General features: G+C 54.8%; 11 protein-coding genes. 1 reads left to right on the top strand and 10 read right to left on the bottom strand.

Going from position 1 to position 12,368, the window contains the following annotated elements:
• Positions 1-348: 348 nt before the first annotated feature.
• From JRJ26_02480 to JRJ26_02455, 6 genes are all read right to left on the bottom strand, one after another.
• Positions 349-1,797, bottom strand: coding sequence for a trimethylamine methyltransferase family protein (locus tag JRJ26_02480; protein MBW2056341.1), 1,449 nt, complete (start codon positions 1,795-1,797; stop codon positions 349-351).
• Between the two features lie 5 nt (positions 1,798-1,802).
• The gene (locus JRJ26_02475) at positions 1,803-2,651 is read right to left on the bottom strand and encodes an ABC transporter permease (protein ID MBW2056340.1); all 849 of its coding nucleotides are present in this window, start codon (positions 2,649-2,651) and stop codon (positions 1,803-1,805) included.
• 60 nt (positions 2,652-2,711) lie between these two features.
• A complete protein-coding gene (locus JRJ26_02470; protein MBW2056339.1) occupies positions 2,712-3,623 on the bottom strand; it encodes an ABC transporter permease in 912 nt (303 codons plus the stop codon).
• Between the two features lie 8 nt (positions 3,624-3,631).
• Positions 3,632-4,714: an ABC transporter ATP-binding protein gene (locus JRJ26_02465; protein MBW2056338.1), complete on the bottom strand. Its 1,083-nt coding sequence runs from the start codon at positions 4,712-4,714 to the stop codon at positions 3,632-3,634.
• A 78-nt stretch (positions 4,715-4,792) separates the two neighbouring features.
• A complete protein-coding gene (locus JRJ26_02460) occupies positions 4,793-5,905 on the bottom strand; it encodes an extracellular solute-binding protein (GenBank protein MBW2056337.1) in 1,113 nt (370 codons plus the stop codon).
• A 128-nt stretch (positions 5,906-6,033) separates the two neighbouring features.
• The gene (locus JRJ26_02455; GenBank protein ID MBW2056336.1) at positions 6,034-6,633 is read right to left on the bottom strand and encodes a cupin domain-containing protein; all 600 of its coding nucleotides are present in this window, start codon (positions 6,631-6,633) and stop codon (positions 6,034-6,036) included.
• Positions 6,634-6,875: 242 nt separating this feature from the next.
• On the opposite strand from JRJ26_02455, the gene JRJ26_02450 reads away from it, so the two are divergent.
• Complete coding sequence (locus tag JRJ26_02450; GenBank protein ID MBW2056335.1) at positions 6,876-7,553, top strand: spermine/spermidine synthase; 678 nt, start codon at positions 6,876-6,878, stop codon at positions 7,551-7,553.
• 113 nt (positions 7,554-7,666) lie between these two features.
• On the opposite strand, the gene JRJ26_02445 is transcribed toward JRJ26_02450, so the two are convergent.
• The 4 genes from JRJ26_02445 to hydA are packed head-to-tail and all read right to left on the bottom strand — an operon-like array spanning position 7,667 to position 12,313.
• Positions 7,667-8,632: a dipeptide ABC transporter ATP-binding protein gene (locus tag JRJ26_02445; GenBank protein ID MBW2056334.1), complete on the bottom strand. Its 966-nt coding sequence runs from the start codon at positions 8,630-8,632 to the stop codon at positions 7,667-7,669.
• Between the two features lie 22 nt (positions 8,633-8,654).
• Complete coding sequence (locus JRJ26_02440; protein MBW2056333.1) at positions 8,655-9,656, bottom strand: ABC transporter ATP-binding protein; 1,002 nt, start codon at positions 9,654-9,656, stop codon at positions 8,655-8,657.
• A gap of 30 nt (positions 9,657-9,686) precedes the next feature.
• Positions 9,687-10,919 (bottom strand): Zn-dependent hydrolase, encoded by a 1,233-nt coding sequence (locus JRJ26_02435; GenBank protein MBW2056332.1) that lies wholly within the window; start codon positions 10,917-10,919, stop codon positions 9,687-9,689.
• A complete protein-coding gene (gene hydA, locus JRJ26_02430) occupies positions 10,916-12,313 on the bottom strand; it encodes a dihydropyrimidinase (protein ID MBW2056331.1) in 1,398 nt (465 codons plus the stop codon). The genes JRJ26_02435 and hydA overlap by 4 nt, the downstream gene beginning before the upstream one ends.
• Between the last annotated feature and the right edge of the window lie 55 nt (positions 12,314-12,368).

The following is a 12,368-nucleotide window of genomic DNA, read 5'->3' as shown; positions in this document are numbered from 1 at the left end:
GGTAGAGCGAAAGTCGTGCCACGTGGTGGGGATTTCCTGGTTTACCAATGATAACGGGGGCTTATCTTGAGGGATAGGGGGTTGACGGATCCACCTGGTGGGTTGAAACGGACCGGTTCCCTGCGGTATAGGAAAGTAAAGACCGAATTGTCCAAAAAAACCACCTTTTGTCAAACCGTTAGATCTGCTTCAAAAGAGACCAGGAGGATGGATCAAAGCGGACCACCCCCTCGGTTCCCGGGGTCTGTGGCGAGCTCCTTTTCCACAGTCCAGAGAGAACCGGTAAGGTTCGAGAGGACGCAAAAGACTCTCATTTCTCGGCACATCAAGGACAACCTGCGATTTCCTCTATGCCCTCTCCTTGCCCTTTTCGAGAGTTTCATAAAGAGCCTCTCGAATCTCGGGCTGCAGTGCTTTTGGCACATGTTCTCGAAAAACTCTCTCAGCCTCCATGTGGGCTTTCTCTGCCAATGTCTTGCCCCCTTCTTCCATCCAGGCCTCATAGGGATAGCGGTCCAGGATTCTTGGAAACCAAAACTCCCTTCGAAAATGACGTGCTGTATGGTCCTCGGCCAGATAGTTGCCTTCCGGCCCAACACGGTCCATCAAATCCAAACAGAAGTGTTCAGGACTCAGATCGATTCCCCGCATGATTCTTCTTGCCATGCTGACAACTTCGCTGCAAACAACAAGGGACTCGAGGCAAGAGGTCAGGCCAGACTCGAGATAACCCATATCGTGAATCAGGTTGTTTCCCACAAGATTTTCGGCAAGAATCGACATCCCGATCTCTATACCAGCCTGTTGGTCGAACACCTTGGAATCGGTCACACCCGCCTTGCCAAAAGTGGGGATTCCGTAGAACATTGCCATCTCTTTACTGGTCGCTGCACTCACGCACCACTCTGGCCCGAAATAGGGCATCAAAGAGGTCCTCATGTCGAAGAAGATCACCGGTGCCTGCACGATGAGCGGGGCACCCTTTGCTTTCAGCTGATGGATGACTACACCGCTCAACATCCTGGCATTGGCCTGAACAACACTGCCTGCAAGGGTTGCCGGGGCGGTCGTTCCACCCATACTTATACAATGGTATTCCACCGGGATCCCTTTTTCTGCACAGAAGAGGAGTTTCTCGAGAGATTCCCTGGGATGTACAAAAGGCGCGATGGGTTCGGCATAATGGATAATAAAAGGGTTTCTCCTTAGCCTCTCTTCGCCCCCCGCTACGGCGGCAGCCATCTGGTAGATGTCTCTCAATCCATCGAGACTCCACGCGGTGAACATGATAGGTTTCGTTGAGTTCGAAACCATGGCCGCAAAATGATATCTGTCCGAAAGCTCTGCTGGCACATCACTGGCCAGTCCCATGCTCATGACAAAATCAACCTCGCTCAGGCCGTCGGCCAACAGTGCAGCCCTCTCGACATCCGCCAGTACGGCCTTCCTGCGTCTCCCCGTCTCGAAGTCAATGACATTGGGCGTATCTGAGCCCGTACCGAAATAGGATTTGCGGCCTTCCAGCAGCATGGAGAGTTTAGCGTCACGGTCGTATATCGATATTCTCGGCGGCACGCTTCGAAGAGCCTCCTCGACTACTGCTGGTGGAATATGGACCCTCTTGTTTTCCCTGATTTCACAACCCGCCTCTCTCAACAGCCGTAAAGACTCCTCATCATGCACCACGATACCCGTCCGCTCAAGCACATTCAAACTCGCCAGATGGATCTCCCGCTTCTGCTCCTCATCGAGGAGGCTGAGCTTCGGTTGACAACGAACAAGAAAATCGTTCCTCATGATTGCTATCTCCCCGAACAGAAACTCTCCCCCTTGAGGCCCAGATCCGCCCCAGCCTCAGCTCTCCTCTGTTGGCGGGCCAATCTCACTCCCATCCTGCGGGCCATCAGTCTCTCAGCCAAAAGGGGAAAGGTGATGGTCACGGCAACGATGATTGTCCCCAAAACATTGACCTTAGGGGTCACTTCAAACCGCAACATGGAAAATACCTTGATCGGAATCGTCTCGGTCGACGGCGTAACCCAGCATTGAGTGGCCACGAATTCATCGATCGAGATGGTAAATGCGAAGAGCATCCCGGCAACAACTGAGGGCAGGATATTCGGTAAGGTTACGTAGAAAAACGTTTCAAGCTCATTGGCGCCGAGGCTCATGGAGGCCTCCTCCATGGATCGATCGAAACCATAGAGCTGGGTCTGAACAACGAGAAAGACATATGGAAACGTCAGAAGAGTGTGGCCGATCACCAGTACGGTGAAGGACTTGTATACATGGACCGCTGTGATGAAACTGAGCAAGGCGATCCCGGTGATAATGCCTGAGAGTATCATTGGGGAGAGGATGATTGCTCCGAATAGTTGCTTGCCCCTGAACCTGGATCTCACGAAACCGACAGCTGCCAGGGTGCCGATGGCACCCGCAAGAACCGAGGAGAACACGCCGAGAAGAATGCTGTTAACCAAAGAGTCAATCAACGGCCTGTCATGCCAGAACTCCCTGTACCACTTCAATGTATAGCCGGGCATGGGGAAGGAGACAACGCTGTGGGGATGAAAGGACATCAAAATGACGATAAACACCGGGACGAAAAGAAACACATAAATCGACACGGTTATGACTAAGAGAGCATCCATCCTGTGTTTCTTGGTATGGGACATGGTCTTGTCTATCGCCTGGACCCGGGCACGGGCCGCCTACCTCTGGGTTCCCATCCAGATCTTATCCAACCCTATGGCCTTGTTGAAGACAAAGACAATAAACACGATCATAATCAAGTAGATAATCGCTGCTGCGGAGCCGAAGGGCCAGTCGAAAAGCATCAAGAAATTCTGCTGAATCAACATGGCTATCATCATATCTCCGGGCCCTCCCAACATGGCCGGCGTCAAGAAAGCCCCCACGGATATGATGAAAACGAGAAGACATCCTGCACTCACTCCCGGAAGACTCAGCGGGAAGGTGATCTCAAGAAAGGTCCGTCTCTCTCCTGCCCCCAGGCTCTTGGAAGCATCCAGCAGGCTCTGATCCATCCGGTCAATGGAGGCAAAGATCGGAAGTATCATAAATGGCAGCATGATGTGGACCAGACCCAGTATGACGGAAAACTCGTTATACAGGAGTTGGATGGGCTGCTCGATCAATCTCCATTTCATCAAGTAGTAGTTTATGGGGCCGCGCCTACCCAAGATGAGAATCCATGAGTAGGTTCTTATGATAATCGAAGTCCAGAAGGGTATGATCAAAAGGATAATCAGAAAAATACGCCGCGCCGTCTTCAAGCGGGCAAGGTAGTAAGCGGGGAGGTAGCCGAGGACGAGACAGACAAGGGTCACCTCAAACCCAATGGCTAGGGACTTGAAAACGGTTCTCGTGTATATGGGAGTCGTCCAAAAGTGCCTGTAATTCTGCAAGCCGAAGGAGGCGATGATAGTGCCTCCCTCACCTCGCATGGAGAAACTATAAAACAAAATGATCATTAAGGGGACAAAGAGGAAAAGGAGAACCCAGATTGCCGAGGGAAGAACAGGCAAGAAACTCCTGAGCCTCTTCCTCTTCCGAAGATAGAGAAGCAGGTGGAGAACTACTCTCGACCTCAGAACGTTCATTTTCGGAATCACCCTAAGGGAAGCGTAATACATTCCTGAGGTGGGATCCTGATCCAGACCCGCGAGTCTTCCTGGATTTTCATGTTCTGAGCATCGTGCCTTGGTTTTTCCACTACCAAGCGTGTTCTTTCATCCAGGCGGACGTAGTAAAGGGTGCTACTGCCGTGATAGGAGATACTCTCCACCCTTCCTGCAAACACATTCTCACGCTCTGGGAAAGGCTCCAGTGAAAGCTCCACAGTCTCCACGCGGACGAAAAGCCGGACACGCCTCTTTTCCTGCAACCCCTCTGTCAACTTGGCAACAATCCTAAGCCCACTTTCGGTACGGATCTCTGATTCTCTGTCCCGGGTTGAGGCGATCTCCCCATCCAAATGATTCGATTGCCCCATGAAGTCGGCAACAAAGGGACTGGCGGGGATTTCGTAAACATCGCGGGGAGTCCCCATCTGTACAATCGACCCTTGCTCCATGATAGCGACACGATCTGACATGGAGAGGGCTTCCACCTGGTCGTGTGTCACATAGAGGGTAGTAATACCCACACTCTGTTGGATTCTCTTAGTTTCTACCCGCATCTCTTCTCGGAGTTTCGCATCGAGATTGCTCAAGGGTTCATCCAGAAGAAGAACGTCCGGCCGTATGACCAGTGCCCTCGCAAGAGCGACACGCTGCTGCTGCCCGCCGCTCAGTTGATGCGGCTTCCTATCTTCGAAGCCCGAGAGTTTGACCATCTCGAGGATTTCTCCCACCCGTCTCCTGATCTCCCTCTTTTCAATATTTCGCATCCGAAGCCCGTAGGCTATGTTACCGAAAACAGTCTTGTGAGGGAACAGGGCGTAGTTTTGGAAAACCATCCCGATGTTCCTCTGGTAGGGCGGCACATCATCGACACATCTTCCCTTTATGAAGACAGAACCTTTGGAGGGCTCCTCAAATCCTGCAATGATTCTCAACGTGGTCGTCTTGCCACACCCGCTCGGACCCAACAGCGAGAGAAACTCTCCCTTCTCGACTCCGAGGGAAATATCATTGACAGCCGTGAAGTCCCCAAATCTCTTTGTTATCCGTCGCAATTCGACGTCAATCATAGTTGGGCCCGGAAAGGGAGACGGTGCCTCGAGTTCCTCCATCGGAAACCGACGTAGGCACCGTTTCCCCGGTAAGCATCATCCAGCTGCCTTCATCAGATTGAAGCGCTCGGTCCACTCCTTCTCGTGTTTGTCCTTATACGCGTTGTCGGTGATGACACACTTTTCTACAGCCTCCGGATTGAACTCGGGGTTGGACCGGATCGGCTCACTCACCTTGTAGTATTTTGGGTCGAGGCAGGGGACATAGTGAATCTTTTCTGCTATTTTCGGATAGGACTCTGGGCCGGTGATAAAGTTGATAAACAGTTCCGTTGTCAGCTTCTTCTTCGTCCCTCTTGCCGCGCAGACCGTGCCCACATTGATGAACGCTCCTTCCTTGGGGATCTTGAACCAGACAGGCACACCTTGATCTTTAAGGGCCAGCGTCCGACCACTCCAGAACTCTCCCAAGACAACATCTCTATTCGTCAAAAGCTGCTGCATCTCCATCCCGGACTTGTAATACTTCAGCACGGACCTGTTGAGTTCGCTCATAGCCTTGAAGACCGCATCAATATCGGAGATATCGTTCGGGTTCTGCCCCAAGTAGAGTGCAGTATTGGCAATCCGGCACCACGCCCAATCCCAAAGGGATATCCTCTTGCTGTATTTCTTATCCCACAGGATCTCCCACGATTCAGGCGTCCCTGCAATCGCGTCCGTATTGTAAACCAGCGCAGTCGAGTAATATTCGTTCGCCATGGAGTAGATTTCAGGACCAGGGTCATACGGGGGATGCTGGAATTTTTTCATCTGATACTTGTAATTCGTCAGGTTGTTCTCATCAAGGGGTTCGATAAGGCCCTGTTTGATTCCCTTATATACCCCCGTGTCGTCCAAGTACACGGCATCGTATTCCCCAGGAGGACTGGCTTTGATTTTTGCAAGCATCTCGTCGGTCGTGGCAAAACTCCCTTCAATGATCTTGACACCGTACTTCTCTTCAAAGAGCCTGTATCCGATTCGGCAGGCATCCTGGTATGCCCCTCCCCAGTTGTCCACTCTCAGGGTTTTTGCCAACTTCTGACCCTTGGTCCCTAATATGAAAGGGCCCACAGAAACACTGGCGCCTATGGCGGCCGTGGTTTTGAGGAACTCTCTCCTCGTCATCTTCTGTTTCCCTTTCGAATACCTCCTCGTTCTTTTCATGTTCCTCCCTCCTTTCCAGAGCACTCACACGCGGAATTCATTCACCTCACACCGAAACCTCATCCATCCATTGGGATCACCACCTCTCTTCCAATGACGGCCTCATTGGACAAACTCTCACAAGCGCCTCAAAACGATGGTGGAGTGATAACCCACAGGGTCTTGGACAATCTGTTGCCTGGGTTTCGCATCTTGTGACGAAGACGACTGGGAAAACAGATACTATCGCCCTCCTCCAACAAGTAGACCCTGTCTTCCACAGTCACCTCGTATCTCCCCTCCAAGATCAGGCCAAACTCCTCTCCCTCGTGGCAGTACCACTCATCGTTTCCTTCCGGCTCCGGTTTCTCCACTGTGAGGAGAACCTCCAGCCTGCCTTGAAGATCCGGAGTCAGCAGTGAAGCTGTCCTGAGTGACCCTGGATAGACCAAGGTCTTTCTCTTGTCTGCTCTGACCACCCTCACTTCCTCAACTTCTCCGGAGCTCCGGTTTTCTTTTCCCCCCGTGGTCAGAAGAGCCATGAGGGGCACACCCAGACCGTCGGTGACTCTCTTGATCGCTCCGATCGAGGGGTTTGCCCTTCCTCTTTCAACTTGACTCAGGTAGTATTCAGACAGGCCCGTTCTCCTGGACATCTCGCGCAAGGAGATTCCCTTCTCTCGCCTGAGTTGTTTGATCTTCCGTAGAATCTCAAACTCTTCTGTCTGCTTACCGACTCGTCGAGGCATTATCCCTACTATAGTTTGCCATTTTGCTACTATAGTTGCATACACGGGAACAACTGTCAAGAGGAATTTTTGTGGGCTTTTCCGCTCATGTTCACCTATCGAGGTGCTTGACTCTCCCGCAATCTCGCCTAGGGCGACCGGCGCGCTCCAAAAGTGAGGAAAGTCCGGGGGGCACCCAACAGGTTTCCCCAGAACCGAGGTCTACGACCAGCACCGTGCCCTTTCACTCGAAAAGGGTTAAAATGGGTACTAAGATGCGTGAGGTCCTGGAACGGCGTTACACGAAGAGGGGTGAGATCCAGCTCCAGCGGCGAGACGGGGGCATCTACGAGATTATCTACAACGGCACCTTCCTCATGGCCTCTTACAATAACCGTTCGGAGAAGGTCCTCGCCAGGTCTGCTCTTGAGCGCCTCCGGCCCAAGACAGATGGATACCAGATCCTCGTAGGGGGGCTGGGAATGGGCTTCACCCTCCAGGAGGCACTCTCTTCTCCACGGGTTTCACGGGTCTCTGTCACCGAGATCGAGGAAGCCGTCATCCATTGGAACCAGCAGTACTTTCAAGACCTCAACGGCAAGGTTCTCGAAGATCCACGGACGGTCTTGATTCATTCCGATCTTTTCGACTTCCTCAACGAGACCGAGGAGAGATTCGACGCCGTCCTCATCGACGTTGACAACGGGCCGGGCTGGCTTGTCCTTGAAAAGAACAGGAGGCTCTACACGGAGCAGGGCCTCCGGAGGATCAGAGACGTCCTCACGCCCAACGGGGTCGTCTCCACTTGGGTGGAAAAGGAAGACAGGGAATACTGGAGAAGACTCAACTCCGTCTTCCATCAGGCCGAGAAGATCAAGGTCAGGGAGAGTTCCCCGGCCAAGGGGGAGAGCCTCATCTACGTCGCAATCGCCAGTGGATAGAGCCGGTCCACTCCCCGTTGAACCCCTTTGATCCTCCTCGGTTTGAGGCAGAAGAGAGGTTGGCCCGTGGCACCTGTCCTTCCCCGGAAAGATCCAGGCCCTTACACGGGAGCCTACCCGCGATGGCAGGCTACAAAATGATCACGGCTGATCTCACGCAACCTCGGCTCTTCGCGGGCGCAGACCTCCATCCTGCTTCCGCACCGCGGATGGAATCGGCACCCCGGGGGAGGAGCTATGGGGGTTGGGACATCTCCGTGGAGCATGATTCTGCGGGGCTTGACCCGGGGATTTGCAACTGGCACCGCAGAAAGAAGAGCCTGCGTGTAAGGATGTCTGGGCGAAGCATAGAGGTCGCGTTTCTCCGCCAATTCTACGATCTTTCCCAGATACATGACGGCAACCCGGGTGCTGATGTGTTCCACCACGCTCAGGTCGTGGGCTATGAAAAGATAGGAAAGATTCATGCTCTGTTGGAGGTCCATGAGCATATTGATGATCTGGGCCTGGATCGAGACATCCAATGCAGAAAGGGGTTCATCGCAAACGAGGAGTTTCGGCTCCAGAACCAGAGCCCTGGCAATACCGATTCTCTGGCGTTGACCCCCGCTGAACTCGTGGGGATAGCGCTTCAGGTGTTCTCTCCGGAGGCCCACCTTTCTGAGGATCGCCGCCACCCTCTCTTCTCTCTCATTCTTATCCCGGATACCGTGAATGGTCAGCGCGTCTCCTACGATCTCCTCGACCGTCATCCTGGGGTTCAGTGACGAAAACGGGTCCTGAAAGATGATCTGGAAATTGCGTCTCATACCTTTCAAGGCTTCTTTATCCAGACCCAGGACGCTGGTGCCCTCAAAAAGCACTTCACCGGCTGTAGGCTCGGTAAGCCTGAGGATGGCCCGGCCGAGGGTCGACTTTCCGCATCCGCTCTCCCCGACCAGTCCGAGGGTCTCTCCCCTGTGAATGACGAGATCCACACCGTCTACGGCAAATACGTATCCGGAAACCCTGGAGAGCAGGCCTGACCGAATGGGGAAATACTTCTTGAGCCCTCTGACTTCCAGGAGTGCCGTATTCAAGGGACCATTCCTCTCTACGGGGCTACCGGGGGTAAAAGCAGCGGACCCGGTGGCCCTGGTCGACCTCCCTGATCTCGGGTTTCTCCTCCTTGCAACGATCCTCTCGTCTTTCGCACCTCGGATAGAAATTACAGCCGGCCGGGAGTCTGTAGAGGCTCGGGACAACACCCTTGATCTCATAGAGCCGCCTTTCGACTGAACTCCCCCCCCTATCGATCACCGGGACCGCCTTGAGGAGCCCCCGCGTGTACGGATGGAGGGGGTTTTCGAATATCGCATATACATCCCCCTCTTCCACGACCTGACCCGCATACATGACCAGAATCCGTTCCACCGTGTTCGCCACGATGCCGAGATCGTGGGTGATGAGAATGATGGCCATGGAAAACTTCTCCCTGAGCTCCATCATGAGCTCCAGAATCTGGGCCTGGATCGTCACATCCACGGCCGTTGTGGGCTCGTCTGCAATAACCAACCGGGGATTGCAGCACAGGGCCATGGCGATCATGACCCTCTGGCGCATGCCTCCACTGAGCTCGTAGGGGTATTCATGGATCCTCTTCTCGGGTGAGGGAATGTTCACCAGCCGCAGCATCTCGATGGATCTCTCCCTTGCCTCTCTGCTTCCCAGCCCGAGGTGGAACCTGAACATCTCGGCGAGTTGAAACCCCACCGTAAAGACCGGGTTGAGGGAGGTCATGGGTTCTTGAAAGATCATTGAGAGCCGATGCCCCCTGATCTTCTGCATTCGGTTCTCCGGGCACTCGAGCAGGTCCTCTCCCTGGAACAGGACCCGGCCTCCTACGATCCTGCCCGGTGGATCAGGAATCAGCCTCAGGATCGAAAGGGCAGTGACGGACTTACCACATCCTGATTCACCGACGATCCCCAGGGCTTCCCCGTCTCCGACATGGAAGCTGACCCCGTCCACCGCCCTGGCCGTGCCTTGGGAGGTGAAAAAGTAGGTCCTCAGATTCTCCACGTTGAGGAGCGAATCTTCTCCCGGCCTGACCGAATCACTCATCGATTCCCCTGTAAACCGCCTTGCTTGCTATTATTCGTTGGCCAGGTGAAGCAGAGCCGAAAGGAGCAGTTGGGCTCCCTTCTCGATATCTTCCCACCTGGAGTCCTCTTCGGGGCAGTGACTCTTCCCTCCAAGACTCGGGACAAAGATCATTCCTGCGTCTGTCTTCAGGGAGAGAACCTGTGCGTCGTGACCGGCACCGCTGTCCATGAGCCGGTAAGGGTACCCAAGGGCGTCGGCCTCGTCTCTCAGGATGCGCTGGACGCGCCGGCTTAGCCGGACCGGCGGGTCCCAGGAGACCCTTTCTGCCGTGAACCCCAGGTTTCTCTCCCGGGCGATGCGGCCTCCGATTTCCAGAATCTCCTCCTCCATCTCTTTCAGCCGTTCCTGGGAAGACTCCCTGAATTCCAGAGCCAACCGTGCCACGCGAGGCACGATATTGAAGGCACCGGGAGAGAGCAGAACGTTGCCCACGGTGACGACACCTCTCGAGCCGGAACGGATGCGCTCATGCACGGCCAGGGAGAACTCAGCCGCTCCCAAGAAAGCATCCTTCCTCATCGAAAGAGGTGTGGTTCCGGCATGGTCAGCCTCTCCGGTAAAAGTGACCCAGTACGACGCGATTCCGACGATGGACCGGACAATTCCCAGCGGCACCTGACAGGACTCGAGTTGCGGCCCCTGCTCGATATGAAGTTCCAGGTAGGCGAGGATCTCGCCCGGCTCTCTCCGAGCCAGGCCGACCCTTGTGACGTCGAGACCGCACTTTCTCATGGCATCCACCAGACAGTGGCCCTCTCCATTCTCGGCTCGACTCAGCTCGTCCGGGCTCAGTCGTCCTGTGAGGGCCCGGCTTCCCAAGAAACTGCAATACGCTCCTTCCTCGTCGGAGAAGGCCACCACCTCCAGAGGACGACGGATGGGAAGGTTCTTCTCGCGGATAGTCTGCATGCACTCCAGAGCGGCAAGTACGCCCAGGGCGCCATCGAATCTTCCCCCCTGCGGCACGGTGTCTATGTGAGACCCGGCCAGGACCGCCGGCCCATCGGGCCCCAGTCTGCCGAAGACATTTCCCGCCTCGTCGATTCCCGGCCGAAGCCCTGAGTCACGGATAAGATCGACCAGCCATGCCCTGGCCTGGCGATCCGCCTCACCAAAAGACTGCCTCGTGATACCGCCCTCTTCCTGTCGGCCGAAACGCGAGAGTTCCGTAAGGTTCCGTTTCAGTCTTTCCAAGTTGATTCCCGGTTTGCCGGGTTTCATCGCAGATTCCTCAGGCCCTTCAAATCGATCTTCCTCTCGAGAAATCTCCCGTCCCCCTCTTTGCCAAGGAACCGGCCATCCTCAACGATGACCTTCCCCCTGGACATGGTCACTACCGGGTAGCCCCTCACTTTCATACCCTCCAGACAGCAGAAGTCCGCCACCATATGGAGGGTATCTTTCCCCAAAACGACCTCCTTTGTCGGATCCAGGATCACCAGATCGGCGTCGCTTCCGACCTGTATGACCCCCTTTTGGGGGAAGAGCCCGAAAAGACGCGACGGATTGGTGCTTGTAATCTCGACCAGTCGCTCCAGGGTGATCCGCCCTTTCCGAAAGCCCTCGGAAAAAAGCACAGGCAGCCTCAGTTCCACACCCGGCATGCCATTGGGCACCCGGTCAAAGGAGTCCTTTCCCATGAGCTTTGCTTCATTGCTGAACGAAATGTCGTCGGAACTCACCACCGAGAGAGAGCCGTCTGCCAGTCCCTCCCACAGGGCCGTCATGTCCTGCTTCTTCCGGAGCGGGGGACTGATGATATAGTGAATCCCATCGGCCCGGTCGTATACTTCGTCTGTCAGGCAAAGGTAGTGGGTGCAGGTTTCCGCGAAGGCTGGAAACCCCTCTGCCTTGTTTCTCCCGATGATCCCCACGCCTTCACGGGTCGAGAGATGAACGATATAGAACGGCGCTTCTGCAAATCTGGCAAGGAGCGCCACCCGTTGGATCGCCTCCTCCTCGACGACATTGGGCCTACTCAGGGCATGATAGGGAGCGCTGGTCTTCCCGTGGTCAAGATAGACCCGCTGGCGATATTCTGTGACAAAGGCGTTCTCCGCATGCACTATCACCAGCCCCCCATGGCGCCGGGTTTCCTGCAAGAGAGCGAGGAGAGCACCATCGTCCAGCATCAATCCCTCGTCTCGATAGATTGTATAGACCTTGAAGGAGGGAACACCGGACTTGATGACATTCTCCACCTCCGAAAGGGTCGCCCGGGTCGGGTCTGTCACCCCAACGTGGAGCCCGTAGTCGATTACCACATGTCCGTCTGCCTGTTCTCTTCTTCGCTCTATCGCCTCTGCGAGGGACTTGCCCTTTTCCTGATGGGCAAAATCGATAACCGTGGTCACTCCCCCAAAGGCCGCGGCTCGTGTGCCGGTGAAGAAATCCTGGAGGCTCACCGTTCCCATGAAGGGCTCCAGAAAATGAACATGCACGTCGATGAGCCCGGGCAAGACGATCATACCGGTCGCATCGATCGTCCTGTCCGCCCGGCCGAAACCTTTGGCCTTGCCGATAGCCGCTATCTTCTCATTCTCAACAAGAAGGTCCGCCTTGAACGTCCCTGTCCCGCAAACAACTCGTCCTCCTGAAATGATCACCCTTGCCATGATTCAACTCCCCTTTCAATCTGATCAGCCCTCACCTGCAGCGCCGAAAAACAGG

The sequence above is a fragment of the Deltaproteobacteria bacterium genome, assembly GCA_019308905.1.
Classification (GTDB): domain Bacteria; phylum Desulfobacterota; class BSN033; order WVXP01; family WVXP01; genus JAFDHF01.
The sequence above is the reverse complement of the archived record's forward strand: the minus strand, read 5'-3'. Positions and strand labels throughout refer to the sequence as shown.

Coding starts and splice junctions, on each gene's coding strand:
- JRJ26_02480 (MBW2056341.1), bottom strand. CDS start 1,797: ATGAGGAACGATTTTCTTGTTCGTTGTCAACCGAAGCTCAGCCTCCTC.
- hydA (MBW2056331.1), bottom strand. CDS start 12,313: ATGGCAAGGGTGATCATTTCAGGAGGACGAGTTGTTTGCGGGACAGGG.
- JRJ26_02460 (MBW2056337.1), bottom strand. CDS start 5,905: ATGAAAAGAACGAGGAGGTATTCGAAAGGGAAACAGAAGATGACGAGG.
- JRJ26_02465 (MBW2056338.1), bottom strand. CDS start 4,714: ATGATTGACGTCGAATTGCGACGGATAACAAAGAGATTTGGGGACTTC.
- JRJ26_02455 (MBW2056336.1), bottom strand. CDS start 6,633: ATGCCTCGACGAGTCGGTAAGCAGACAGAAGAGTTTGAGATTCTACGG.
- JRJ26_02475 (MBW2056340.1), bottom strand. CDS start 2,651: ATGGATGCTCTCTTAGTCATAACCGTGTCGATTTATGTGTTTCTTTTC.
- JRJ26_02450 (MBW2056335.1), top strand. CDS start 6,876: ATGGGTACTAAGATGCGTGAGGTCCTGGAACGGCGTTACACGAAGAGG.
- JRJ26_02470 (MBW2056339.1), bottom strand. CDS start 3,623: ATGAACGTTCTGAGGTCGAGAGTAGTTCTCCACCTGCTTCTCTATCTT.
- JRJ26_02435 (MBW2056332.1), bottom strand. CDS start 10,919: ATGAAACCCGGCAAACCGGGAATCAACTTGGAAAGACTGAAACGGAAC.
- JRJ26_02440 (MBW2056333.1), bottom strand. CDS start 9,656: ATGAGTGATTCGGTCAGGCCGGGAGAAGATTCGCTCCTCAACGTGGAG.